Below are 23,678 nucleotides of genomic sequence, written 5' to 3' on the forward strand. Positions count from 1 at the left end.
GCTCGAAGCAAGAGCCCTCGGTGAAGGGCGTGTTACGTGTCCTGCCGGGGCCGGTAGGGACCGCCCAGGTCCCAGGCCTGGTGGAGGACCGCCGCGAACTCCCCGGCCAGGCGGTGCTCGCCGGAGGCGTTGGGGTGCGTGCCGTCGTAGGTGTCCCGGTGGATCTCGTACGAGTCCGGGCGCGCGGCCAGCAGGATTGGCGAGGCGGGGGTCGACAGGTCGGCGACCGCCTTCGCGAGCAGCTCGTTGAAGAGCTCGACCTGCGCCGCAAAGGGTGCGTCGTCCTGGGCCCGGACGTTGGGGATGACGGGCAGCAGGACCATCCGGATTCCGGGCCGGGCGGCGCGGGCCCCGGTGATGAACCGGCGGACGTTGGCGGTGGTGCCCTCGGCGGCGGTGTAGAAGCCGAGGTCGATCAGGCCGAGCGAGACGAGCAGTACGTCGGCCTCGCCGGAGCGGACCGCGGGGCCTATGAGCGGCGCCATGTGCTGCCAGCCCTCGCCCCAGCCGGCCAGGTGGCGGCGGGCGTCGGCGGGGAACCCGGGGTCGGCGTACGCATGGCTGGTCGGCGCGTCCGCGAGGGTGTCGTAGAGCGCGCTGCGGGGGCCGACGATCTCGTACGGGCCGCCGAAGGTGGTGTCGAGGTGCTGCCACATCCGGTAGCGCCAGGTGTAGTCACCGGCGCGCCCGACGGTCATGGAGTCCCCGACGAACATGAAACGCATCCGGTCATCTTCGCGGATCACGGGGGCCGCGGCCCCTGTGATGCCGGACACGCGGGACAGGCTGGCAGGCTAGGGGGATGCGCCCGCACCCGCTGCCCCTGACCGCCGCCGTCGTCACGGCCGTTGCCGCCGCCGTTGGCGCCGGCCTCGCCCTGCCGCCGGTGGCCGCCTACGCCGCGCCCGGCCCCGCCGCGTCCGGGTTCACGATCACCGACCCCCGGATCAAGGAGTCGAGCGGGCTCGCGGCCAGCCGGATCCACCCGGGCGTGTACTGGACGCACAACGACAGCGACGACGGCCCGTACGTGTACGGCGTGGACTCGGCGACCGGGAAGACGGTCGCGCGGATCACGATGACGGGCATCGGCAGCCCCCGGGACATCGAGGGGATCTCGCTGGGCCCGGACGGGCAGCTGTACGTCGGCGACATCGGGGACAACCGGGGCGGCTCCTGGGACCACGTGTGGATCTACCGCTTCCCCGAGCCCAAGAAGCTCGGGAACGCCACGCTCAAGGCCGCGCAGTTCACCGTGAAGTACGCCGACGGGCCCCGGAACGCGGAGGCGCTGATGGTCCATCCGGTGACCGGGCGGGTGTACATCGCGAGCAAGGACGAGCGGGAGGGCGGGCTCTACGAGGGTCCGGCGACGCTGACCACGAGCGGTACGAACACCTTCCGGCGGATCGGGGACGTCCCGTGGGTCACCGACGGTGCGTTCTCCCCGGACGGGGGGCGGCTCGCGCTGCGGGGGTACCTGTGGGCGAGGACGTACCCGTGGAAGGACGGCAGACCGGCCGGCGACGGGGAGTCGGTGGCCGCGCCGTGGCAGGGACAGGCCGAGTCCGTGACGTACACGGCGGACGGGTCCGCGCTGATGTTCGGCGCGGAGGGGGCGAACAGCCGGGTCGTCGCCGTTGCGGTGGGTCCGGCGACGGACCCGGGCCCGTCCGGCCCGTCGGGGTCGCCGTCCCGCGCGCCGTCGGGCTCGGCCGCACCGGGGGCGGGGTCCTCCGCCGGGCCCTCGGACGGGAACTTCACCAAGGGGGCCTTCGTGCTGGTCGCGGCCATGGGCCTGACCCTGGCCGCGAAGCGGATCCTGCGACGGCGCCCCAATCCCTGACCCTCCGGGGACGGGGACGGGGGCTGGGGTACGGGGGCTGGGGTACGGGGGCTGGGGTCCCGGGCTATCCCCGGCCGGTGTCCTCGTCGAGCCGGTACTCCTCGCCGTCCGCGTGGTACCCGTACAGCTCCCCGTAGCGGCCCCAGTCCGTCGCCGTCTCCAGCTGCTGTTCCAGCTGCTCGCTCGTGTAGTGGTGCGAGAGCAGGTCGCGGAAGAACCCGGCCCGCTGCGTACCGCCCCGCGAGCGCTGCAGGGTGCTGTGGATCAGGTGCACCAGCGGGACTTCCATCGCCCCTTCCGCGAACAGCTCCTTCGACTCCTGTACGTCGGCCCCCGCGAAGGCGGTGCCGCGCGCGGTCAGCACCAGGTGCAGGTCCCGTACCTCGGCCAGGCCCAGCAGCTCCAGCCCGTCCACCAGGGGCAGCAGGTCGTCCACCTCCAGGCCCAGCTCCTCGGCGAGGTCGGCGAGGTCCTCGCGGCCGTCGCCGGTGCCCCGCTGGAGCACGATCTCGGCGAGACCCGCCATCCCGTCGACGCTGGCCGCCGGGAGCGGGGTGTTGGCCGGGGTCCGCTTGGCCGGCGGGGCCGCGGCCGGGGTCTTGGCGGTACGGCCGGTCATCACCGCGTACACGGCGTCCACGATCCGCTCGAAGTCGGCGCCGTTACGGTCCCGGGGGCGGGCCAGGTCCACCGCGAAGGTCTCCTTGATGGTGCCGTAGGGGCGGGAGCCCAGCACCACCACGCGGTCGGCCATCAGCACGGCCTCCTCGATGTTGTGCGTGACCAGCACCACCGCCTTGGCGGGGAAGCGGTCCGAGGCCCACAGCTCCATCAGCTCGCCGCGCAGGTTCTCCGCGGTGAGCACGTCGAGCGCGGAGAACGGCTCGTCCATCATCAGCACGTCCGGCTCCACGACGAGCGCCCGGGCGAAACCGACGCGCTGGCGCATCCCGCCGCTGAGCTCCTTCGGGTAGGCCGACTCGAAGCCGTCGAGACCGATCAGGTCGATCGCCTCCACCGCCTGCCGGGCCCGCGCCTCGCGGTCCATGCCCTTGGCCTCCAGGCCCAGTTCCACGTTCTGCCGCACCGTCAGCCAGGGCAGCAGCGCGAACGTCTGGAACACCATCGCCGTGCCCGGGTTCGCCCCGCGCAGCTCCTCGCCCCGGTAGATGACCGAGCCGGAGCTGGCGGGGATCAGCCCGGCGAGGCAGCGCAGCAGAGTGGACTTGCCGCTGCCCGACTTGCCGAGGAGCGCGACGATCTCGCCCTCGCGGATCTCCAGGTCGATGCCGCCGAGCACGGGCAGCTCCCCGTCGGCGCCGGCGTAGGACTTGGTGAGGGCGGCGGCCTGGAGGATCGTGGTCATCGGGGCGGGCTCCTCGGATCGGGCGGACTCGACGCGCGGACGTGGGCTGGGGCAGGGGCAGGGGCCGAGGGGTCAGATGGAGTAGCGGCGCTCCGCGAGCCGGTACAGCGGCCGCCAGAACAGCCGGTTGAGGCCGACGACGTACAGGCTCATGACGGCGATCCCGGCGATCAGCTTGGGGAAGTCCCCGGACTCGGTGGCGTGGAAGATGTACGCGCCCAGGCCGCTCGCGGAGAGCGTGGTACCGGCGAAGGTGACGACCTCGCCGACGATGGAGGCGTTCCAGGCTCCGCCCGAGGCGGTGATGCCGCCGGTGACGTACGAGGGGAACACCGCCGGGATGATCAGGCGCTTCCAGCGCTGGAGCCCGCGTACCCCGAGGTCGTCCATGGCCTCCTTGAGGTCGGAGGGAATGGACATGGCGCCGGCGATGGAGTTGAAGAGGATGTACCACTGCGCGCCGAGGGCCATCAGCAGGACGCAGCCGATGTTGATGTTCAGCCCGGTCTTGAGGAAGAACCAGACGGCCACCGGGAAGAGCAGGTTCGCGGGGAAGCTCGCCAGCACCTGCACCACGGGCTGGGCGATCTTCGTGAGCCGGGGCGAGGAGCCGATCCACACGCCTACGGGCACCCACACGACGGTGGCGGCGGCGACCAGCACGATCACCCGGACGAAGGTGATCAGCCCGAGCAGCAGTGGCTCCCCGAAGACGCCGAGGCCGGTCTCGCGCTGCAGGTAGCGCGCCAGGTCGTACAGGCCCCACAGGATGACGGCTCCGGCGACGACGCCGAAGACCACGTCACCGGTCCGGCGGCGGCCCGGGTCCACGGACAGCGACCTGTCGTCGCGGCCCAGTACACGGGCGGCCCGGCCGGTGGCATCGCGGGCGGGGGCGGTGGCGCGGCCCAGCAGCCGGGGCCAGTGGGAGCGGCGCAGGAAGTCCAGTACGTAGCTGCGCTGGACGTCGGTGGACTCGGACTGCTCGTTCTTGTACTTCTCCGCCCAGGCCGTGAGGGGCCGCCAGAAGAGGAAGTTGACGGTGACGATGGTGACGGTCATCGCGAGGATGACCCAGCCGACCTTCCCGAGGTCCCCCTCGCCGATCGCCGTGCCCGCGTACGAACCGAGTCCGGGGACGGCGTAGTCGGTACCGGAGACGGACACCGCCTCGGAGGCGACGAGCATGAACCAGCCGCCGGCGAAGCTCATCATGCCGTTCCACACCAGGTCGATGACTCCGGCGGGGACCTCCACGCGCCAAAAACGCATCCAGCGGGTGAAGCCGAACGAGCGGGAGACTTCGTCGAGTTCGCGGGGGAGGGAGGTCAGGGTGGCGTAGAACCCGAAGGTCATGTTCCAGGCCTGCGAAGTGAAGATGGCGAAGATGACGGCGCATTCGAGGCCGAGCAGGGAGCCCGGGAACAGGGCGACGAAGAAGGTGACGAGGACGGAGAGGAAGCCGAGGACGGGGACGGACTGGAGGATGTCCAGGGCCGGGATCAGCACCCGCTCCAGGCGGCGGCTGCGGGCGGCGGCGTAGGCGTACCCGAAGGTGAAGACCACGGAGGCGATCAGCGCGATGAACATCCGCAGGACGCTGCGGGCCGCGTAGTGCGGGAGCTTCGCGGGGTCCGTGTCCACGTCGGGGACGTCGGCGGGGTCGAAATTGACGGTGGTGCCCTTGCCGACCTGGAGGGCCGCGTACCCGAGCACCAGGAAGGCCGCGGCCACGGCGAAGTCCACCCACGACAGGCGGGTGCGGGTGGGGGCCGCCCGGCCGGTGTGCGACTCGGGGCGCGCGGAGGTCTTCATCGGGCCCAGCCGATCACGCCTGACGGCGTGTCGCGCCCCCAGCCACCCAACCGGGCGAAGCCGGACCCGGTGCCTGGGGCTCCGCCCCAGGCACCGCGCCTCAAACGCCGGCGGGGCCGTTCATGGCCCCGGGGTGGAGCCCTGAGGTCAGGAGTGGCCGAGGTCCGCGGCCAGGGGGTCCGGGGCGGGGACCGAGCCGGAGTCGGGGGCCGGGCGGAGGGTGAACTCGTCGGAGCCCATGGAGTCGAGCACCGGCGGGGCCGGCCTCGGCGGCTTCGGCATCACCGCAGCCTCCGAGTGGCCGCCGCATCCGTAGGACAGGGAGACCAGTCGGCCGTCCGCGGGCCCGAACTCGTTCGCGCAGACTCCGAACGCCTGGCCCAGCGAGCCGCCGATCGCGACGAGGAACCCGCAGGAGACGCACGAGGCCGGCGCGGCCTGCGCCATCGGGGTCTTCGCGCCGAAGGACTCGTCCCAGCGGTCCGCCGCGCTGTGCAGCCCGTAGCGGGAGAGCACGCGCGCCCGCCGCATGCCCAGCTCCTCCGCGACGGAGGTGATGGAGCCGCGTACGGGAACCACCGCGCGGTCGGTGACGTCGGCGTCCTCCGCCTCGACCAGCTCGGCCATCTCGGCGGACACCACCGAGTTCGGCGGCGGGGCGTCCTCGCCCGACCAGCCCGCTTCCAGCCGCAGATCCTCGGCGTCCGTGGGGAGCAGGTCGCCCGGACCCATGTCGCCCGGCCGCAGCCGCTCGCTCCACGGCACCCACTCGGGGGCCAGCAGGGAGTCGTCGCCCGGCAGGAGCACCGTTTCGTCGAGGGTGACGTTCTTCGCACGGGACGCACGCGTCACCGTCACGGCCCAGCGCCAGCCTCGGTACCCGGGGTCCTTGCACTCGAAGAAGTGCGTGACGACCCTGTCACCTTCAGCAATGGCGGCAAGGTGCTCGCCCACCACTCCGGGCGCGGCGGCTTCCTCAGCCGCCGCTCGGGCGAGGTCTACCGCCTCGACGCACAGGCGGTCGGGGGTACGGCTTCGCGTCGTCGCAGCACTCACAGTCTCGTTCTCTCCTACGCCGTCTCACGAGTGCGCCGTCCGTACTTGTCGTCCACAACGACCCGTCGGCTGTCTCCCTACGTAGCGCGGGCGGAGCGGACCAGGGGGCCGCGTCGACGTCCGCGCCCGATCGGGTTCCCGTGCGCACCTACCTGCGATCCATTCTGCGGGATCGCGAAGAGGCGCGCGGCCAGGAGCAACCGCCGGTGGCGCGCTACGCACGCTACCTCCTCCGGCGCCTTCGGCCCACATGCAAGGTCCGATTCGCGGACACCCGCGCCCATCCCGAGGCGCGGCCGGGCCTCCGCGACGCGCCGGGGAGGGTCTGAGAGGACCGAGTGGGGCACTATGGGCCCGTGGCACCCGTACGGTCGTCCGCTGACGGCTCGGGACCGGCCAGGCGGGCCGGCCGGGCCGTCGGGCGTGCCCTGCACCTGCCGTTCACCGGTACGGCGCGCGGAATCCGGCGGGCCACGCACGCCCACGGGGCCGGCGAATCGGGTCTCGGCAAACTGATCGAGCTGCACGCGATCAACGGCGCCGGTGACGTGATGATCACAGTCGCGCTCGCCTCCACCGTCTTCTTCTCCGTCCCCACCGACGAGGCACGCGGCCGAGTGGCCCTGTACCTCGCCATCACCATGGCCCCCTTCACCCTGCTGGCCCCGGTGATCGGCCCCCTGCTGGACCGGCTGCCGCACGGGCGGCGGGCCGCGATGGCCGGCGCGATGCTCACCCGGGCCCTGCTGGCCGTGATGATGTCGGGCGCGGTGGCCACGGGCGGCCTGGAGCTGTACCCGGCCGCTCTCGGTGTCCTCGTCGCCTCCAAGGCCTACGGGGTGGTGCGCAGCGCGGTGGTCCCCCGACTCCTCCCACCGGGGTTCTCCCTGGTCAAGGCGAACTCCCGGGTCACCCTGGCCGGCCTGCTGGCCACCGGCGCCGCCGCGCCCGTGGGCGCCGCCCTGCACACGATCGGACCGCCGTGGCCGCTCTACGGGGCGTGCGCGATCTTCATCTGGGGCACCGTCGCGGCGTTCACGCTGCCGCACAAGGTCGACGAGGCGAAGGGCGAACGCCGGGCCCGGCTCTCCACCCACGAGGCGCACTCGAAGCGGCCGGGGCTGCGGACGGTCAGCCGGCCGGTGCTGTGCGGGCTGCTGGCGAACGCCTCCATGCGCGGGCTGTCGGGGTTCCTGATCTTCTTCCTGGCGTTCCTGCTGCGCGAGCACCCGCTCGCCGGACAGAGCGCGGCCGTGTCGCTGGGCATCGTCGGCGTCTCGGCGGGCGTCGGCAACGCCTGCGGGACCGCCGTCGGGGCCTGGCTCCGGGCCCGCGCACCCGAGGCGATCATCGCCGCCGTACTGTCCCTGACCCTCGCGGTGGCCGTCCTCGCGGCGCTCTTCTTCAGCGGGGTCTTCATGGCCGTCCTGGGCGCGACGGCCGGCTTCTGCCAGGCCCTCGCGAAGCTCTCGCTCGACGCGATGATCCAGCGCGACGTGCCCGAGGCCGTCCGTACCTCTGCCTTCGCCCGCTCGGAGACCCTGCTCCAGGTGGCCTGGGTACTGGGCGGCGCGATCGGCATCGCCCTGCCCCTGAACGGCGTCCTGGGCATGTCCATCGCCGCGGTGGTGGTCGCCCTGGGCACCGCGATGGCACTGCGCGGCTTCCTCACGTCCCCGCGGCACCAGCACCCCACGTCCTCCCGCCCACGGGTGGCGTAGCGGGGGGCGCTCGCGGAGGCGGCACACCGTAGGACCCCGTGCACCGGCGGACCGCACCGGCCCGATAGCCTTCGGCTCATGACCGCACCGCTTTTCTCGGGTAGGGCCCGCCGCAGCGTCGCGGCCCTCGGAGCCGTTTCCGCCGGCCTCCTCCTCCTCTCCGCCTGTGACAAGCCGACGCCGCTGGCGACCGTGACGGTCGGCACCTCGTCGGTGTCCACCGAAGCCGCCTGCAGCGACGGCAAGGAACTCACGGCCGAAAAGGTCCAGGAGTGCTTCACCGACGTGAAGCACTCCAAGACCGTCCACTACGGCCGGGGCGACACCCTGCGCCTGGGTGTCGAGCCGGACGTCGTCGAGGACGGCAAGCAGTGGCAGGCGGTCCTGGACGGCCAGCCGATCACCGAGCCCTCCTCCAACACCTACCGCAGCTTCCCCGGCGCCGACATCTTCGCCACCGGCGGCCAGGGCGAGGCCCCGACCTCGAAGAAGCTGAACATCGTCCAGGTCTCCGAGGACGGCAAGCCCCTCGCCGTCTGGGCCTTCAACGTCAAGCTCAAGTAGTCACGTACCCACCATGCGCGCGCTCATCGTGACCGCGGTGACGGCGGAGGCGGACTCCGTCGTCCGCGGCCTGTCCGGTCCGGTCCCTCATCCGGACCACACCCCCGGCCCGGACCACACCCCCGGCCCCGAGCCGCGCACCCTCCCCGGCGGTTACCTCATCCACCGCCGGGGAGCCTTCGACGTGCTGGTCGCCGGAGTCGGCCCGGCCGCCGCGGCCGCCGGGACGGCGACCGCCCTGGCGCTCGCGCCCGACACCGGCGGCTACGTCCTCGTCGTCTCCGCCGGCATCGGCGGCGGGTTCGCGCCCGCCGCCCCGATCGGCTCCCTCGTGGTCGCCGACGTGATCGTCGCCGCCGACCTGGGCGCCGAGACCCCGCAGGGGTTCCTGCCCGTCGCGGAACTCGGCTTCGGCCGCAGCGTGCACCTGCCTCCCGCAGAGCTCGCCGCGCGCGCCGCCGAGGTGACCGGGGCGCTGCTCGCGCCCGTCCTGACCGTCTCCACCGTCACCGGCACCGCCGCCCGTACGACCGCCCTCGCCGCACGGCACCCCCTCGCAGGGGCCGAAGCGATGGAGGGCTTCGGGGTCGCGGAGGCCGCCGCCGCGCACGGGCTGCCCGTCCTGGAGGTCCGTGCCGTCTCCAACGCCGTGGGCCCGCGGGACCGTGCCGCCTGGCGGATCGGCGACGCGCTGACGGCGCTGGCCGACGGCTTCCGGGTACTGGGGCCCGTACTCGCTTCCTGGGGAGGACCTTCATGAACGCCGCAGACCCCGAACAGCCCGTACACCCCGTACGGATCGCGTACTCGCCCTGCCCGAACGACACCTTCGTCTTCGACGCCTGGGCCCACGGCCGGGTCCCCGGCGCGCCCGCCCTCGACGTGACCTTCGCCGACATCGACCTCACCAACGGCATGGCCGAGCGCGGTGAGCTCGACGTGCTGAAGGTGTCCTACGCCGTCCTCCCGTGGGTCCTCGAGGAGTACGCGCTCCTGCCCTGCGGCGGCGCGCTGGGCCGTGGTTGCGGGCCGCTGGTCCTCACCCGGGAGCCGGGCACGGACCTGGCCGGCAAGACGGTCGCGGTCCCGAGCGAACGCTCCACCGCCTACCTGCTGTTCCGGCTGTGGGCCGCCGCCGTGCTGCCCGAAGGGGTCGGCAAGGTGGTCGTGCTGCCGTTCCACGAGATCATGCCCGCCGTGCGCGACGGCCGCGTGGACGCCGGACTGGTCATCCACGAGGCCCGCTTCACCTACCGGGACTACGGGCTGCACTGCCTGGCCGACATGGGCGAGCACTGGGAGTCCACGACCGGCCTGCCGATCCCGCTCGGCGCGATCATCGCCAAGCGCTCCCTGGGCGCGGACGCGCTGCGCGCGCTCGCCGAGTCGGCCCGTACGTCGGTCCGGATGGCCTGGGAGGACCCGGAGGCGTCCCGGCCCTACGTACGGGCGCACGCGCAGGAGCTGGACCCGGCCGTCGCCGACCAGCACATCGGGCTGTACGTCAACGAGTTCACCGCCGACCTCGGCGAAGCCGGCTACGCGGCCGTGCGCGGGCTGCTGACCCGGGCGGCGGCGGAGGGTCTGGTTCCGGCCATCGCCGCCGACGCGCTGGCGTTCCCGTAGGACACGGACGTGCCCCGCCGCCCTCGTGGGCGGCGGGGCACGGTGCTTCGTAGCTCAGACGTCCAGCTGGTCGGCCACCGCGCGGAGCATGTCGGCGATCTTCCCGCCGTGCGCCTTGTCGGGGTAACGACCCCGCTCCAGTTGGTTCGTGACGTTCTCCAGCAGGGTCGTGAGGTCCTGCACGATGGAGGCGAGCTCATCCGGCTTGCGCCGCTGCGCGGCCGCGACGGAGGGGGCCGGATCCAGGACGATCACCGAAAGTGCCTGGTCACCGCGCTGTCCTGCGACGACACCGAACTCGACGCGCTGGCCGGGCTTGAGCGCGTCCAGCCCGTCGGGAAGCACCGACGAGTGGACGAAGACGTCGCCGCCGTCGTCGCGGGAGAGGAAGCCGAAGCCCTTCTCGCTGTTGAACCACTTGACCTTGCCGGTAGGCACGTCCGTCCTCTGTCCTTGAGTTCGCCGGGTGGGAAGCGGGCCGCCTGCCCGCACCTCTCAGGCTAGTAGCCGTGATCCGGGTGACAAGTCGTTCCCCGGTCCTTCGCGGGTGACCGCTCGGGCCAGGGAACTACCCTGGTCGGGTGACTGTTACTCCTCAGCCCGAGTCCGTGGACACCGACCCCGACGCGGCCCGCCCCGGCGACGCGCTCGTCAAGGCCGGCGGCATCGTCTTCATCGTCGGCGCCGTCGCCACCCTCGCCACGATGGCCCCGCTGTTCCTCGACACCGACCCGTTCCCGTCGTACGCGTGGGCCGTGTGCATGCTCATGGGCGTCGGGTTCGCGATCTCGGCGGCGGGCGTACTGCGCTCGGCCGCCGCGCAGCGCACCGCGGCTCGCGCCTCGCAGGCGCAGGCGTAGGCGGGGCTTCCCCGGCGGTTACGCGGTGCGCGTGCGGGCGTACTCCGCCAGCCAGGCCGGCAGCTCCGTGAGGTCCGCCAGGACCACGTCGGCGCCCGCCTCGCGCAGTTCCGGCTCCGGGCACGGACCGGTCGGGACCGTCACCGACACAGCGCCGGCGGCGCGGGCGCCCCGTACGTCGCCGACGTGGTCGCCGACGTAGACCTGCGCGTTGTACTCGCGCAGGGCGACCGCCTTGGCCTCCGCCCACAGCCAGCCGACGACCGCGTCGGGCTTGATGCCCAGGTGGTCCAGGTGCAGGCGGGCGTTGGGCTCGTGCTTGGCGGTGACGACGATCGCACGGCCGCCGAGAGCCTGGACCGCCTCGACCGCCTCGCGGGCGCCCGGCATCGCCGGGGTCGGCGCGATGGCGTATGTGGGATAGATCTCCCGGTACCGGTCGGCCATGGCGGGGATCTCCGCCTCCGGGAACCAGTACGCGAGCTCCTGGTCCAGCGGCGGCCCGAGCCGGGTGACGGCCGCGTCGGCGTCGATGTAGGTGCCCGTCTCGGCCGAAAGTGCCTGGTAGGCGGCCCTGATGCCCGGTCGGGAGTCGATGAGGGTCATGTCGAGGTCGAATCCGACGGTCAGCTGCGTCTCGGGGCTCATACCTCCATTGTGCCGAGCCGCCCACCACGGCCCGGACCGCCCCCGTCCGGGGCTGTTCACAGCCCCGCCGGCGCTGAGGCGCGGGGGTCCGGGGGGCCGGCCCCCCGGGAGCGGCGCCGCAGGTCGCGACGGGTCCGGGGCGGAGCTTCGGGGAACGGGCGAACCGGGGGTCCCCCCGGACGGAGTCTGGGGGAGGTCGGGGGCGGCCCCACAGCACTAGCCGGGGCGGCGGCGGGAGCGCCACAGGAGGTAGAGCGCCGAGGCCACGGCCGCGCCTCGCGCCAGCCACGGCAGGAGGTCGTGGAAGGCGCCCCCCATGGCCTCATCAGCCAAGGGGGACCCCCAGCGGCCGTTCAGCCGGCCCCACAGCCACAGCACCGCCCCCGCGAAGACCGTTCCCGGCAGCCCGAAGACCACCCACTTCCGCTCGGCGGGACCCAGCACCCGCGAGGCGTACGCGAGCAGCCAGCCCCCGGCGCTCAGCAGCCAGTAGCCGGAGACGGCCCCCGCGAGCAGGGCCACCGCCGCCAACAGCAGGAACGTGTGGGGCTTTCGCCTCACCGGAGCCGCCCGGGCGACGACGGCTGCCGCGGCCGCGGCATCCGCGTCCGCCTTCGCCCGGCGCCGCCGCTCCCGCAGGAACCCGACGAGCGTGCGCCGCCCCTCCGGAGCCTCGGCGGGATCCGGCTCGGGCTCCGCGTCCGGCTCCCGCTCCGCGGCCGGCCCCTTCAGGAGTTCGGGGATCTCGATCCCGCCCGCGAAGCCCTCCACCGCCGACGCCGGCCCCACCGTCCACCAGTCGGGCTCCATCTTCTCGCCGGAGCCCAGCTCGTCGAGCCCCGCGAGGTGCGGCGGCGCGGCCCCCCGCTGCACCGGCACCGCGGGAGCGGAGGGCGCCGGACGGTCGGCCGCCGTGGGCGGGCCCGTCGCCGACAGGGTGTCCAGGACCTCCTCCGGCGTGCCGATCCGCTCCAGAATGCGCCGTACCGCCGCGGGCGTCTCCGGTTCGTACTTCGCCCGCCGCCGGTCGATCTCGTCCCGCAGCCCCGCCACCAGCCGCATCCGGTCCCCGGACGACAGGTGCTTGCGCTGGGCCAAGTCCCCGACCCGGCTCAGATATTCGTAGACCAGATGGTCGCTCTCGATCCCCACGCCCCGGCTCCTCCCGTGCCACCTCGACCGAAGGTAGCGCGTGCGCCCGTGGAGCGGCCGGGGGCGCAGCGGATACCGTTGGCCGGATGGGGACCGGCCGACTGACCGGCCGACGCGACCAGGAGGCGACGCCCGTGCCTGACCCGAGCACCGCGGGAAGCGCTCCGCGCTCCCTCGCCGAAGAGCTGCGCGCCCGCGACGACGAGGGGCTCGCCGCCCTGTTGCGCGCCCGGCCGGACCTGCTGAGCCCGGTCCCCGGGGACGTGTCGCAGCTCGCGACGCGGGCCGGGACACGGGCCTCGGTGGTGCGCGCGCTGGACCGCCTCGACCGGTTCGCCCTGCAGAGCGCCGAGGCCCTCGCGGTGGGCCCGGAGCCCTGCCCGTACGCGGTACTGGAGTCCCTGCTCAGCGGTGACACCGGAACCACGTCCGGCACGGACAACGGGGCCCGCGCCGAACTCCCCCGAGCCCTTGCGACCCTGCGCGAGCAGGCCCTCGTATGGAGCGACGACGAGCGGCTGCGCCTGGTGCGCACCGCCCGCGAACTGCTCGCCCCCTCCCCTTCGCGGCCCTCCCCCACCGGGCTCGGCCCGACCGTCGCCGAGGCCACGGCCGGCATGTCGCCGACCCGGATCCAGGAGATCGTGGCGGCCGTCGGGCTGTCCGCGACGCACGACCCGGTGTCGGCGGTGACCGCGCTGACGGCCCTGTTCACCGACCCGGTCCGGATGTCGGCGCTGCTCGACGAAGCCCCCGCGGAGGCCCACCAGGTGCTGGGCCGGCTCGTGTGGGGCCCTCCGTACGGGGAGGTGACCCCGAATCCGACGCCTCCGGTGCGCTGGCTCCGGGACCGGGGTCTGCTGCTGCCGGCCTCGGCGCGCACCGTCCTGCTGCCGCGCGAGGTGGCGCTGTACCTGCGCGGCGGGCTCGCGCACCGGGTGACGGAGCCGCTGCCCCCGGCCGTTCCCGCGCACCGCGAGCACCGTCCACAGCTTGTGGACGCGAACGCGGCCGGTCAGGCGCTGGCCGCGCTGTCGACGGTCGAGGAGCTGGTGAAGTCCTGGGAGCACACCGGTCCGGCCGTGCTCCGGGCGGGCGGGCTCTCCGTACGCGACCTGAAGCGGGCGGCTGCCGGGCTGGACACCGACGAGCCGTCGGCGGCGTTCTGGATCGAACTGTCCTACGCGGCCGGCCTGCTGGCCAGCGACGGCGAGGCCGACGAGCGGTACGCGCCGACCCCGGCCTTCGACAAGTGGCTCGAACTCCCGCCCGCCGAGCGCTGGTCGGTGCTGGCGGCGGCCTGGCTGGCCGCCACCCGGACCGCCGGCCTGGTCGGCGAACAGGACGCGAAGGGCCGTACGCTCTCGGTGCTCGGTGCGGACCTGGACCGCTCCGCCGCCGCCGAGGTGCGCCGCCGCGCCCTGACCCTGCTCGCCGACCTCCCCGAGGGCGGCTCCCCGGACCCGTCCGTGCTCCTCGCCCGCCTCTCGTGGGAGCGGCCGGTGCGCGGTACGAGCGAACTGCGCTCCCGCCTCGCACGCTGGACGCTGACCGAGGCGGAGGTCCTCGGAGTCACCGGCCGCGGCGCGCTCGCCGCACCCGGCCGGGCCCTGCTGGAGGGGCGCGACCCGGCGCCGCTGCTCGCGCCACTGCTGCCCGAGCCCGTCGACCACGTACTGCTCCAGGCCGACCTGACGGCGGTGGCCCCCGGGCCGCTGCGGCGGGCGGTCGCCGAGGTCCTGGCCGTGCTGGCGGAGGTGGAGTCCAAGGGCGGGGCCACCGTGTACCGCTTCACACCCGGGTCGGTACGCCGCGCCCTGGACGCCGGCCACACCGCCGTCGACCTGCAGTCCTTCCTCACCGAGCACAGCCGGACGCCGGTACCTCAGCCGCTGTCGTACCTCATCGACGACGTGGCCCGGCGGCACGGACACCTCCGGGTCGGCTCGGCCTCCTCGTACGTGCGCTGCGACGACGACGGCATGCTGAACGAGATCATGGCCGACAAACGGTCCGCGGGCCTCGGGCTGCGCCGCCTCGCGCCGACCGTGCTGGCCGCGCAGGCCGAACCGACCGTGCTGCTCGACGGGTTGCGGGCCATGGGGTACGCCCCGGCCGCGGAATCCCGTACGGGTGACGTCCTGATCGCCCGCGCCGACGCCCACCGCACCCCGAACCGCGCGGTACCCGTACCGGTCCCCGACGGGCCGCCGGTACCGGACACGACGCTGCTCGCGGCGGCCGTACGGGCCATCCGCGCGGGCGACATGGCGGCGACGGCCATCCGCAAGGAGCCCGCCGCCACCTCCTCCGGCGCGGGCGGTCCGGGAGCCGCCGGCGAACTCCCGCGTACGAGCGCGGCGGAGACCCTGGCGACGGTGCAGGCCGCCGCGCTCACCGGGTCGGCGGTGTGGATCGGCTACGTCAACGCCGACGGGGCGGCCAGCCAGCGGGTCATCGCCCCCGTCCGGGTCGAGGGCGGCTTCGTCACCGGCTACGACCACACGGCGGACGAGGTACGGACGTACGCGCTGCACCGGATCACGGGGGTCGCGGAACTGGCCGAGGACCAGCTCTAGCCGGGGCGCGTCCTTCGGCTCGGGCCGGGCCGGGCCCGCCGGGCAGGACCTGCCCGGCGGCGCCTGTCGGTCCGGTCCCGTCCGGTCCTCGTCGGTCCGGTCCCGGGAGGGAAATCCGCTGGCCCGGAGTTGGCGCGGCCCCGCACGCTGGGGCCATGTCCGATATGACGACGGCTCCCGTCCCCCGCCACCAGATTCGCGCCTCGCACACCGCCGACACCATCACCGTGTACCAGGCGTACCACCCCCGGATCGGGGTGCCGGCCGCCCTTGAGGGCCGTTTCCCGCCCGCTTGGAAGCGGGAGCGGATGACCTGGGTCAAGCCGTCGTTCCTGTGGATGATGTACCGCTGCGGCTGGGCCACCAAGGCCGACCAGGAGACGGTCCTGGCCGTCGAGATCACCCGCACCGGCTTCGACCGGGCGCTGCGGGACGCCTGCCTGTCGCACTACGTCCCCGCCGTGCACCCCGACCGGGCGGACTGGCAGCGGACGCTGCGTACCGCCCCCGCCCGCGTGCAGTGGGACCCGGAGCGCGATCTGCACCTGAACCCGCTCCCGTACCGCTCGCTCCAACTGGGCCTGGCCGGGGAGGCGTCGCGGGCCTACGCCGACGAGTGGACGGTCGCCATCCGCGATGTGACCCCGCTGGTCCGGGAGATCCACGGCCTGCTCCGCTCCGGGGCACCGGAGGCGGCGCGCGCCCTGCTTCCGCAGGAGGTTCCCTACCCGGCGGGGCCGCTGGAACACCTGGGCGGCTAGTGCTGTGGCCGGGAAGGTTTGCCGGGTCGCGGTGTCCGGTGCGGTGCATCGCAAGGCGGAGGGCCGAGGCTCGTACTGGACGTACTTGCCCGGTCCGACAACGCCGCGAGGTGCCGTGCCGGGCGCCGCGACACGGTGAACCTTTCCGGCCACAGCACTAGCGACGGAAACGGGTCGCGACCATTCCGCTGTCTCCGCAGGTCAGGCAGTTCAACAGGGCCCTTGGGGCCTGTTGCACTGCGGTGACATTCCGACGACGGATTGGAGATGTGACCTGTGTGAAGATCAGCTCATCGCAGCAGCGACCGGGGGGGAAGCAACCGGACCGCCGGCGAGATCCCGCACCACCCACCGGACCGGCGTTCCACCGCCGGCCGGTTCGCCAGGCCGCTTCGCCTGCTCTGCCTCTCCACCTTTCGGCCACTCTGCCCTTCGGCCGCCACTGCCGTCTGATCTTGTTGATTCCCGGGGGATTCCACCATGTCCGCTCGCACCGCCACCCGCCGCACCGTCCGCACCGCCGCCGCCACCGCGGTAGTCGCCGCCATCGCCGGCACCGCCCTGATGCCGCTGTCGGCCTACGCCACCGAGGGCAACTACAAGGCGCTGAAGACCACGATGAGCGCACCGGTCCCGAGCGGCCCGCTGACCCGGGGCGGCGCGACGGAGACCTTCGACCTGACGGTGACCAACACGACGGACAAGCCCTCCTCCTACCACCCGTGGATGCTCCTCGACCACACCGGCGGCAGCCCGCTCCAGGAGAGCGACGTGATCTACAAGGTCGCCCCGGTGAGCGCCCCGGCGACCGGGTTCCGGATCGGGCAGCAGGACGGCGAGTGGCAGGGACTGTTCTACCCGGCGGACGGCAATGCCTCGGACGGCTTCCAGATCCCGGCCGGCGGCAAGATGGTCTGGAAGGTCACCATCGGCCTCGGCAAGAGCTACCCGACCCTCAACGGCGACTTCAACCTGCGGGCGTCGACCTACCAGAACGAGCTCACGGACGGCGGCGAGGGCTCGCTGGCCTTCAAGACCGGTCCGGCGGCCAAGCCCGGGACGCTGGAGACCTCGTTCGGCAAGGTGAGCCCCTGCGCCGACGGCGAAGCCCCCGACTGCCGGGAGATGGACCTGCGCTACCGGGTCACCGGTGGCGGCGAGTTCAACTCCGGCCTCGGCACCTGGCTGGATGTGGACATGGCCGACGTGGCGGACTCCGACCTCAAGGTGCGGGTCAAGGTCGACGGCACGTGGAAGGACCTGAAGGTCCAGGGCGGCCGCCTGCCGGTCATCGCGAAGGGCTTCGGCGCCGCCTCCGGCGACCACATCACGCACATACAGGTCAAGCTCGGCCCGAAGGCGACGCTCAAGAAGCTCGCCCCGGTCAAGGTGACCGCCATGGTCGGCCTGTCCGAGGGCAACACCTACCCCTTCCTCTCCTCCGACCAGCAGTTCCAGCTCGGCCCGAAGACCACCACTCCGCCCAGCACGCCGGCACCGACGACCCCGGCACCGACCGGCTCCGCGCCCACCACGCCGGCGCCCACCACCCCGGCGCCGACCGGCTCCGCGGCCTCCACCCCGGCGGCCCCGTCGACCCCGGCCCCGGGGAACACCCCCGCCCCGACCGGCTCCCTCGCGCACACCGGCTCGGACTCCAACACCGGCCTGTACTCCGGCCTGGCCGCCCTCCTCATCGGCCTCGGCGGCGCGGCCGCCTGGCTCGGCAACCGCCGCCGGCGCACCGTCCGCGGCTAGTACGGAACCGGAAAGGGCCACCGGTCACCGACGTGGCCCCAGTCGGCTCGGGCCACCGGTCACCGACGTGGCCCCAGCCGGCTCGCAACACCCCGAAGGGGCCCGGCACACGCGCGATGCGTGTGCCGGGCCCCTTCGGTTTTCCGCTCCGCCCCACCCGGCCGCCCCGTCTCACCTGGCCGCGTAGTCGATCCGGTCCGCCCTGAACGGCCAGACCTCGGCCAGCCAGTTCGTGACGGCCCCGTACACGGCCTTGTCGAGCGCGGCCCGGTCGGCACGTACCCAGGAACGGACCTGCACGCACTGCGGGTCCTCCTTCGCCGGGTAGATGTAGAGACACCCGATGACCTCGCCCTCCCCTTCCCCCTCCAGCACGCTGTAGGTGAACCCGCGGCGCTCCGCGAAGTCCCGCGCGTGGCCCTCCAGATCGGCGAGGTTCTGCTCGGCGCTCATCCCCTCCAGCGGCGGCCAGTTCCCCGCGAAGCCGGGGGTGGCCCGCACGTGCGCGATGCTTCCGCTCCAGGCGGCGAGGTCCCTCTCGTTGTGTTCCGGCCCGAGCGGCTCCAGCCGGAAGCCCTCGCCGACGAGCCCGGCGGGCACCTCGAACACGTCGGCCGCCGGCACGAAGTCCTGCTGATCAGTAGTCATGCGGGGACCCTACGCAGCCCCGTTCGCGGCGCCCACCGGATATCGGGCCGCCAGTTCGAGCAGCTCGTCGACGGACCACTGGTCGTAGACGTGCTCACCGTACTTGGCGGCCACCACCCGTCCGTCCGGCCCGATCAGCAGGTCGGCGGGCAGCCCGAACCGCCCGCCCCGCGGCCGCGGGGCGGGGAGCCGCTCCCGGCCCCGGGCCACGGCGACGGCCGACCGGGCGATCGCCCACAGCACCGGCCCCCAGGCGCGCGGGTCCAGCAGGGAGCGCGGGGAGGATTCGACGCCGAACTCCCGGTAGAGCCGCTGCTCCGGGTCGGCGACGACGGCGAAGGGGAAGTCCGCGGTGTGCGGCCGCAGTTCCTCGGCCGGGGAGTGGAAGAGCACGATCTCGCGGATCCCGGCGGCCTCGATCTCCGCGTGGCGCCGGACGACCGACCGCAGGTGGAGGTGGCAGACGGGGCAGCCGGCGAAGCGCCGGAACTGCAGGTGGAGGAGCCGCTGCGGGTCGGGCACGGGCAGGACCTGGCCCCAGAGGGCCGTAAGGCGGCGGACGGGCACGACGGAACCGGGCTCGAGCATGGAATACCCCTCCTCGACGGACGTAAGCGTATGCCGTACGCCTACCACCCCAGCGTAGGCGTATGCCGTACGCTGTCAACCCTCATGCCACGCCCCCGCTCCCACACAACGGCCCAACTGGCCGCCGCCGCCCTCGTCGTCATCGACCGCGACGGGCTGCCCGGGCTGTCCATGCGCGCCGTCGCCACCGAGCTCGGCATCAGCCCCATGGCCCTGTACCGCTACGTCCGGGACCGCGAGGAACTCGAGGCGCTCGTCGTCGAACTCGTCCTCAGCGCAGTCGACACCGCCCCACCGCCCCACGGGCCCTGGCCCGGCCGGATCACGGTGCTGGCTCGCCGCCTGCGCGAGACCATGTGCGCCCACCCGTCCGTACTGCCGCTCACCCTGACCCACCGGCACCGCTCGCACAGCGGGCTGCGCTGGTCGGAGACGGTGCTCGGGGTACTCACCGAGGCCGGCATCGAGGCCGAGGAACGGGTCCTCGCGCTGCGCGCGCTCATCGCCTACGTGATCGGCGCCACGCAACTGGAACACCTCGGGCCGCTGTCCGGGCCCGGCACCACCGCCATCGCCGACCTGCCCGGGGACCAGTTCCCGTACATGTCGGCGACCGCCCGCGACGCCCGCTCGGTCACCCCGGACCGGGAGTTCGACGGCGGCCTGGAGCTGCTCCTGCGCGGCCTGGCATGATCCGCCGGTGAGCAACGCAGCCGCCTCCACCGTCCCGCCCGCCCGGTACGTCCTGTTCGACGTGGACGGCACCCTCGTCGACGCCGTCGCAGGCCAGCGCCGGGTCTGGGCCACCTGGGCCACCCGTTACGGACTGGATCCGGACGCGGTCCACGCCGTGGCCCTGCGGACCCGCCCGATGGAGACCTTCGCGGCCGTCGCCCCCGACCAGGACCCGCACGCCTGCCTGGCCGCGCTGCACGAGCTGGAGGACGAGGACGTCCGGTCCGGCACCTACGCGGCCTTCGACGGCGCCGCCGAGCTGCTGGCGGCCCTGCCTCCGGGCAGCTGGGCGCTGGTGACCTCCAACTACGAGCACCGGGTGCGCGGCCGCTTCGACCGGACCGGCCTGCCCGTGCCGCCCGTGCTCGTGGACGCCGCCGCCGTCTCCGAGGGCAAGCCCTCGCCGGTCCCGTACCTGCGGGGCGCGGCCCTCCTCGGCGCCGACCCCGCCCACTGCCTCGTCGTGGAGGACGCCCCCTCGGGCGTCCGGTCGGGACTGCGGGCCGGCATGACGGTCTGGACCGTCAACACCCCCGCCGCCCACCCCGAGGCCCACCGCCACTTCCCGACCCTGCGCGAGGCCGTCCCCGAGATCCTCGCCTTCGCGACGGCTTCCGCTTCCGCTTCCGCCGCAGCCGCTCCCACGACCTGACCGCGCCCTGCCCTGCCCGGCCCCCGACCGTGCCCGGCCCCGCACCCGGGCCCGCCCGGGAGGGCCGTTCGCCGTCGCCGCAGGCCCGGGCGGCGCCCGGAGGACCCAGAACCGCTCAGCCCTTGCGGCGATACGGCACACTGGAGGTTTGACCGTCCGCGTCCGGGCGGTCCTCCCACGCCGAAAGGGACGTGCGTGAACGGGCCCCTCATCGTCCAGAGCGACAAGACGCTCCTCCTCGAAATCGACCACGAGCTCTCCGCGGCCGCGCGACGCGCCATCGCGCCCTTCGCCGAGCTCGAGCGGGCTCCCGAGCACATCCACACCTACCGGATCACCCCGCTCGGCCTGTGGAACGCCCGCGCCGCCGGTCACGACGCCGAGCAGGTCGTCGACGCGCTGGTGGAGTTCTCCCGCTATCCCGTCCCGCACGCACTGCTCGTCGACGTCGCCGAGACCATGGCCCGCTACGGCCGTCTCACCCTCTCCAAGCACCCCGTCCACGGACTGGTCCTGACCAGCACCGACCGGCCGGTGCTGGAGGAGATCCTGCGCTCGAAGCGGGTCGCCCCGCTGGTCGGCGCGCGCCTCGACGCCGACACCGTCGCCGTACACCCCTCCGAGCGCGGGCAGATCAAGCAGACCCTGCTCAAGCTGGGCTGGCCGGCCGAGGACCTCGCCGGGTACGTGGACGGCGAGGCGCACCCGATCGAGCTCGACGAGACCGGCTGGGCACTGCGCCCCTACCAGCAGCAGGCCGTCGAGGGCTTCTGGCACGGCGGCTCCGGTGTGGTCGTGCTGCCCTGCGGCGCCGGCAAGACGCTGGTCGGCGCCGGCGCGATGGCCAAGGCCAAGGCGACCACGCTGATCCTGGTCACGAACACCGTCTCCGCGCGCCAGTGGAAGCACGAACTGATCAAGCGGACCTCGCTGACGGAGGAGGAGATCGGCGAGTACTCCGGCACCCGCAAGGAGATCCGGCCCGTCACGATCGCCACCTACCAGGTCCTGACCACGAAGCGGAAGGGCATCTACCCGCACCTGGAGCTCTTCGACTCCCGGGACTGGGGCCTGATCCTCTACGACGAGGTGCACCTGCTGCCGGCTCCGGTGTTCAAGTTCACCGCGGACCTGCAGGCACGGCGGCGGCTCGGGCTGACGGCGACGCTGGTCCGCGAGGACGGTCGCGAGTCGGACGTGTTCTCGCTGATCGGGCCCAAGCGGTTCGACGCCCCGTGGAAGGAGATCGAGGCGCAGGGCTACATCGCGCCTGCCGACTGCGTCGAGGTACGGGTCAACCTGACCGAGGCGGAGCGCCTCGCCTACGCGACCGCCGAGACGGAGGAGAAGTACCGCTTCTGCGCGACCACCGCCACCAAGCGGAAGGTCACCGAGGCGCTGGTCGCCAAGCACGCGGGCGAACAGACCCTGGTCATCGGGCAGTACATCGACCAGCTCGACGAGCTCGGCGAACACCTCGACGCGCCCGTCATCAAGGGCGAGACCTCCAACGCCCAGCGCGAGAAGCTCTTCAACGCCTTCCGCGAGGGCGAGATCAGCGTGCTGGTCGTCTCGAAGGTCGCGAACTTCTCCATCGACCTGCCCGAGGCCACGGTCGCCATCCAGGTGTCCGGCACCTTCGGCTCCCGCCAGGAAGAGGCCCAGCGCCTCGGACGGGTCCTGCGCCCGAAGGCCGACGGCCACGAGGCGCGCTTCTACTCGGTCGTCGCACGCGACACCATCGACCAGGACTTCGCCGCGCACCGCCAGCGGTTCCTGGCCGAACAGGGCTACGCCTACCGGATCATGGACGCCGACGAACTGCTGGCCGACGGCTGACCATCCCGCGGCACCCCGGCAACCTGCTCGCCGGTGGCCTCCTCGCCGGTACTCTCCGCGGCTGCCCGCGCCCCGGCGGCCCTCCGGCGCAGGCGCAGGGCGGCGGCGAGCAGGGCCGTGAGCAGCGGGACGGTCCAGACCCAGAGGTGGGGCCAGTCCAGCAGGAGTGAGCGGCCGCCCTGGGGCGGGTGCCGGGACCAGAACTCGGCGGAGGCCCCCGGGAGGACCAGCAGCCCGAGCAGCCCGGTGCCCGCGAAGGCGCCCAGTGCTGTCAGCCCGGCCCGGATCCGGCCGGTCAGCAGCAGGTACGGGATCAGCAGCGCCGGGGTGAGGGTGATCCCGGCGGCCGTGCCCAGCGCGAAGCCCTTGCCGAGCGCGCCCCGCGGCCGGTGCAGGTCCCACAGGACGGGGCAGGCCAGGGCCAGGGCGATCTGGCCGGACAGCGGGGTCTGGAACAGCGGCTCCAGCCACAGCCCGGCGACGGTGGCGGTCAGGACGGCGCCCGGCCGGGCCCGCAGGCCCGACAGCCGGCAGGACAAAGGATCAGCAGGGCGAACAGTCCGGCGCTGCCCAAGACAAGGACGGCCTTCAGTACGCCGGTCGGCAGCCATGCGGCCGGGGCGAAGAGGATGGCCGCGAAGGGCGGATACGCGGCGGCCGGACTCCACTCGGCGGCGGAGAGGCCGGGGGCGAGGGCATCGGCCACCGGGATGCGCAGGGCGACGCAGAGCACACCGAGCACGAGCAGCAGGCCCGCGATCAGCACACCGACGCGGGGCGACAGCAGGCGGCTGGTCTCGGAGCTCCGGGTCACGGCGCGACCCTAGTGGATCACTGCCCCGGCATCCGCGCCGAGGCGACCGCCCGATACGACGGCGCCACGGCAGAGCTCGGGGCTCGGCTCGGGGCTCGGCTCGGGGCTCGGCTCAGGCCGCCGCTTCAGCGGCGTATGACGCCCGCGTCCTCGGCGTATTCACCGAGGACGACGACGCTCACGGCGGTCGCCGCGAAGACCTTGGCGGCGCGCAGAACGCCTCCGACGCTGTAACGGGGGCGGGAGTGGGAAATGGCGGTGGCGCCGCGCGGGCGGCGACCCTGGACCGGGGTGAAGGTTGCGGTGCTCATGTATCCATGGTGGGTTTTCGCCCGGGAAATCACATCGCCCTGGGGGCTGAACCTCCAGGTCTCCGGCCTCCTCCTCCCGGCTAATGCCACCCCCTACGGGCTCTGTCCAAAGGAGGACCCGGCTCGAACGGCCCCCGTACGGGTGCTCCCTCCCGAAGGACTTTCGGCCCGCCATATTCATTCGCGTACCGCCTTCGCGATGACTAGAATCTCCGCTCTTGCCGCCTCCCGCCGCGTCACCGGGAGTGCCGCCCGCCGCTCGGAAACCGGCGGGCCCGTCCGTCCGCATCACGCAGATCATCAGCAGATGGAGGCAGTCCCGTGCCCGCGCACGCCCAC

At 73.4% G+C, this 23,678-nt stretch carries 24 protein-coding genes; 12 read left to right on the top strand and 12 right to left on the bottom strand.

What is annotated here, in order from left to right:
• Window positions 1-32 precede the first annotated feature (32 nt).
• Window positions 33-725 carry a GDSL-type esterase/lipase family protein gene (locus OTB20_RS14410; RefSeq protein WP_267817891.1) on the bottom strand — a complete coding sequence of 231 codons (693 nt, stop codon included), beginning with the start codon at window positions 723-725 and terminating at the stop codon, window positions 33-35.
• A gap of 77 nt (window positions 726-802) precedes the next feature.
• On the opposite strand from OTB20_RS14410, the gene OTB20_RS14415 reads away from it, so the two are divergent.
• Window positions 803-1,846: a WD40 repeat domain-containing protein gene (locus tag OTB20_RS14415; RefSeq protein ID WP_267817674.1), complete on the top strand. Its 1,044-nt coding sequence runs from the start codon at window positions 803-805 to the stop codon at window positions 1,844-1,846.
• 64 nt (window positions 1,847-1,910) lie between these two features.
• On the opposite strand, the gene OTB20_RS14420 is transcribed toward OTB20_RS14415, so the two are convergent.
• The 3 genes from OTB20_RS14420 to OTB20_RS14430 all read right to left on the bottom strand — a co-directional run bounded on the left by OTB20_RS14420 (window position 1,911) and on the right by OTB20_RS14430 (window position 6,083).
• Entirely contained in the window at window positions 1,911-3,212 is a 1,302-nt protein-coding gene (locus OTB20_RS14420) for a nitrate/sulfonate/bicarbonate ABC transporter ATP-binding protein (protein ID WP_267817675.1), read from the bottom strand.
• 72 nt (window positions 3,213-3,284) lie between these two features.
• On the bottom strand, window positions 3,285-5,027 hold the full coding sequence (locus OTB20_RS14425; RefSeq protein ID WP_267817676.1) for an ABC transporter permease: 1,743 nt from the start codon (window positions 5,025-5,027) through the stop codon (window positions 3,285-3,287).
• Between the two features lie 147 nt (window positions 5,028-5,174).
• Complete coding sequence (locus tag OTB20_RS14430; RefSeq protein WP_267817678.1) at window positions 5,175-6,083, bottom strand: DUF3027 domain-containing protein; 909 nt, start codon at window positions 6,081-6,083, stop codon at window positions 5,175-5,177.
• 338 nt (window positions 6,084-6,421) lie between these two features.
• Between OTB20_RS14430 and OTB20_RS14435 the strand changes: the two genes are divergently transcribed.
• From OTB20_RS14435 to OTB20_RS14450, 4 genes are all read left to right on the top strand, one after another.
• On the top strand, window positions 6,422-7,804 hold the full coding sequence (locus tag OTB20_RS14435) for an MFS transporter (protein WP_420716396.1): 1,383 nt from the start codon (window positions 6,422-6,424) through the stop codon (window positions 7,802-7,804).
• 78 nt (window positions 7,805-7,882) lie between these two features.
• Window positions 7,883-8,368, top strand: a complete 486-nt coding sequence (locus OTB20_RS14440; RefSeq protein WP_267817682.1) for a DUF2771 domain-containing protein — start codon at window positions 7,883-7,885, stop codon at window positions 8,366-8,368.
• A 13-nt stretch (window positions 8,369-8,381) separates the two neighbouring features.
• Window positions 8,382-9,128: a futalosine hydrolase gene (locus OTB20_RS14445; protein ID WP_267817683.1), complete on the top strand. Its 747-nt coding sequence runs from the start codon at window positions 8,382-8,384 to the stop codon at window positions 9,126-9,128.
• On the top strand, window positions 9,125-9,994 hold the full coding sequence (locus OTB20_RS14450; protein ID WP_267817684.1) for a 1,4-dihydroxy-6-naphthoate synthase: 870 nt from the start codon (window positions 9,125-9,127) through the stop codon (window positions 9,992-9,994). The genes OTB20_RS14445 and OTB20_RS14450 overlap by 4 nt, the downstream gene beginning before the upstream one ends.
• A gap of 54 nt (window positions 9,995-10,048) precedes the next feature.
• Here OTB20_RS14450 and OTB20_RS42420 read toward each other — a convergent pair whose 3' ends face one another.
• Complete coding sequence (locus OTB20_RS42420) at window positions 10,049-10,432, bottom strand: cold-shock protein (RefSeq protein WP_324289406.1); 384 nt, start codon at window positions 10,430-10,432, stop codon at window positions 10,049-10,051.
• Window positions 10,433-10,575: 143 nt separating this feature from the next.
• On the opposite strand from OTB20_RS42420, the gene OTB20_RS14460 reads away from it, so the two are divergent.
• Entirely contained in the window at window positions 10,576-10,854 is a 279-nt protein-coding gene (locus OTB20_RS14460; RefSeq protein WP_267817686.1) for a hypothetical protein, read from the top strand.
• A gap of 18 nt (window positions 10,855-10,872) precedes the next feature.
• Here the strand turns inward: OTB20_RS14460 and OTB20_RS14465 are convergent, their stop codons facing one another.
• Window positions 10,873-11,502, bottom strand: a complete 630-nt coding sequence (locus OTB20_RS14465) for an HAD family hydrolase (protein WP_267817688.1) — start codon at window positions 11,500-11,502, stop codon at window positions 10,873-10,875.
• Between the two features lie 216 nt (window positions 11,503-11,718).
• Window positions 11,719-12,654: a hypothetical protein gene (locus OTB20_RS14470; protein WP_267817690.1), complete on the bottom strand. Its 936-nt coding sequence runs from the start codon at window positions 12,652-12,654 to the stop codon at window positions 11,719-11,721.
• A gap of 86 nt (window positions 12,655-12,740) precedes the next feature.
• On the opposite strand from OTB20_RS14470, the gene OTB20_RS14475 reads away from it, so the two are divergent.
• From OTB20_RS14475 to OTB20_RS14485, 3 genes are all read left to right on the top strand, one after another.
• Complete coding sequence (locus tag OTB20_RS14475) at window positions 12,741-15,233, top strand: helicase C-terminal domain-containing protein (protein WP_267817691.1); 2,493 nt, start codon at window positions 12,741-12,743, stop codon at window positions 15,231-15,233.
• Between the two features lie 155 nt (window positions 15,234-15,388).
• Window positions 15,389-15,994 carry a DUF4291 domain-containing protein gene (locus OTB20_RS14480; protein ID WP_267817693.1) on the top strand — a complete coding sequence of 202 codons (606 nt, stop codon included), beginning with the start codon at window positions 15,389-15,391 and terminating at the stop codon, window positions 15,992-15,994.
• 480 nt (window positions 15,995-16,474) lie between these two features.
• Window positions 16,475-17,752, top strand: a complete 1,278-nt coding sequence (locus OTB20_RS14485) for a hypothetical protein (protein ID WP_267817695.1) — start codon at window positions 16,475-16,477, stop codon at window positions 17,750-17,752.
• Window positions 17,753-17,923: 171 nt separating this feature from the next.
• On the opposite strand, the gene OTB20_RS14490 is transcribed toward OTB20_RS14485, so the two are convergent.
• On the bottom strand, window positions 17,924-18,400 hold the full coding sequence (locus OTB20_RS14490; protein WP_267817696.1) for an N-acetyltransferase: 477 nt from the start codon (window positions 18,398-18,400) through the stop codon (window positions 17,924-17,926).
• A gap of 9 nt (window positions 18,401-18,409) precedes the next feature.
• Window positions 18,410-18,988 carry a peroxiredoxin-like family protein gene (locus OTB20_RS14495; protein ID WP_267817697.1) on the bottom strand — a complete coding sequence of 193 codons (579 nt, stop codon included), beginning with the start codon at window positions 18,986-18,988 and terminating at the stop codon, window positions 18,410-18,412.
• Between the two features lie 84 nt (window positions 18,989-19,072).
• Between OTB20_RS14495 and OTB20_RS14500 the strand changes: the two genes are divergently transcribed.
• The 3 genes from OTB20_RS14500 to OTB20_RS14510 all read left to right on the top strand — a co-directional run bounded on the left by OTB20_RS14500 (window position 19,073) and on the right by OTB20_RS14510 (window position 22,214).
• Window positions 19,073-19,681, top strand: a complete 609-nt coding sequence (locus tag OTB20_RS14500) for a TetR/AcrR family transcriptional regulator (protein ID WP_267817698.1) — start codon at window positions 19,073-19,075, stop codon at window positions 19,679-19,681.
• Between the two features lie 7 nt (window positions 19,682-19,688).
• Window positions 19,689-20,375: an HAD-IA family hydrolase gene (locus tag OTB20_RS14505; protein ID WP_267817699.1), complete on the top strand. Its 687-nt coding sequence runs from the start codon at window positions 19,689-19,691 to the stop codon at window positions 20,373-20,375.
• Between the two features lie 195 nt (window positions 20,376-20,570).
• Entirely contained in the window at window positions 20,571-22,214 is a 1,644-nt protein-coding gene (locus OTB20_RS14510; RefSeq protein ID WP_267817701.1) for a DNA repair helicase XPB, read from the top strand.
• Here OTB20_RS14510 and OTB20_RS14515 read toward each other — a convergent pair.
• The 3 genes from OTB20_RS14515 to OTB20_RS14525 form a co-directional block, all read right to left on the bottom strand.
• Complete coding sequence (locus OTB20_RS14515) at window positions 22,172-22,753, bottom strand: glycosyltransferase family 87 protein (protein ID WP_267817702.1); 582 nt, start codon at window positions 22,751-22,753, stop codon at window positions 22,172-22,174. The two genes, OTB20_RS14510 and OTB20_RS14515, sit on opposite strands and share 43 nt — an antisense overlap.
• Window positions 22,705-23,028 carry a hypothetical protein gene (locus tag OTB20_RS14520; protein ID WP_267817704.1) on the bottom strand — a complete coding sequence of 108 codons (324 nt, stop codon included), beginning with the start codon at window positions 23,026-23,028 and terminating at the stop codon, window positions 22,705-22,707. The genes OTB20_RS14515 and OTB20_RS14520 overlap by 49 nt, the downstream gene beginning before the upstream one ends.
• A 125-nt stretch (window positions 23,029-23,153) precedes the next feature.
• On the bottom strand, window positions 23,154-23,339 hold the full coding sequence (locus OTB20_RS14525; protein WP_267817706.1) for a hypothetical protein: 186 nt from the start codon (window positions 23,337-23,339) through the stop codon (window positions 23,154-23,156).
• Window positions 23,340-23,678 lie beyond the last annotated feature (339 nt).

The sequence above is a fragment of the Streptomyces sp. H27-H1 genome, assembly GCF_026627445.1.
Taxonomy (GTDB): Bacteria; Actinomycetota; Actinomycetes; order Streptomycetales; family Streptomycetaceae; genus Streptomyces.

Coding starts and splice junctions, on each gene's coding strand:
- OTB20_RS14485 (WP_267817695.1), top strand. CDS start 16,475: ATGTCCGCTCGCACCGCCACCCGCCGCACCGTCCGCACCGCCGCCGCC.
- OTB20_RS14410 (WP_267817891.1), bottom strand. CDS start 725: ATGCGTTTCATGTTCGTCGGGGACTCCATGACCGTCGGGCGCGCCGGT.
- OTB20_RS14450 (WP_267817684.1), top strand. CDS start 9,125: ATGAACGCCGCAGACCCCGAACAGCCCGTACACCCCGTACGGATCGCG.
- OTB20_RS14445 (WP_267817683.1), top strand. CDS start 8,382: ATGCGCGCGCTCATCGTGACCGCGGTGACGGCGGAGGCGGACTCCGTC.
- OTB20_RS14525 (WP_267817706.1), bottom strand. CDS start 23,339: ATGAGCACCGCAACCTTCACCCCGGTCCAGGGTCGCCGCCCGCGCGGC.
- OTB20_RS14480 (WP_267817693.1), top strand. CDS start 15,389: ATGTCCGATATGACGACGGCTCCCGTCCCCCGCCACCAGATTCGCGCC.
- OTB20_RS14420 (WP_267817675.1), bottom strand. CDS start 3,212: ATGACCACGATCCTCCAGGCCGCCGCCCTCACCAAGTCCTACGCCGGC.
- OTB20_RS14465 (WP_267817688.1), bottom strand. CDS start 11,502: ATGAGCCCCGAGACGCAGCTGACCGTCGGATTCGACCTCGACATGACC.
- OTB20_RS14490 (WP_267817696.1), bottom strand. CDS start 18,400: ATGACTACTGATCAGCAGGACTTCGTGCCGGCGGCCGACGTGTTCGAG.
- OTB20_RS14500 (WP_267817698.1), top strand. CDS start 19,073: ATGCCACGCCCCCGCTCCCACACAACGGCCCAACTGGCCGCCGCCGCC.
- OTB20_RS14415 (WP_267817674.1), top strand. CDS start 803: ATGCGCCCGCACCCGCTGCCCCTGACCGCCGCCGTCGTCACGGCCGTT.
- OTB20_RS14425 (WP_267817676.1), bottom strand. CDS start 5,027: ATGAAGACCTCCGCGCGCCCCGAGTCGCACACCGGCCGGGCGGCCCCC.
- OTB20_RS14475 (WP_267817691.1), top strand. CDS start 12,741: ATGGGGACCGGCCGACTGACCGGCCGACGCGACCAGGAGGCGACGCCC.
- OTB20_RS14495 (WP_267817697.1), bottom strand. CDS start 18,988: ATGCTCGAGCCCGGTTCCGTCGTGCCCGTCCGCCGCCTTACGGCCCTC.
- OTB20_RS14440 (WP_267817682.1), top strand. CDS start 7,883: ATGACCGCACCGCTTTTCTCGGGTAGGGCCCGCCGCAGCGTCGCGGCC.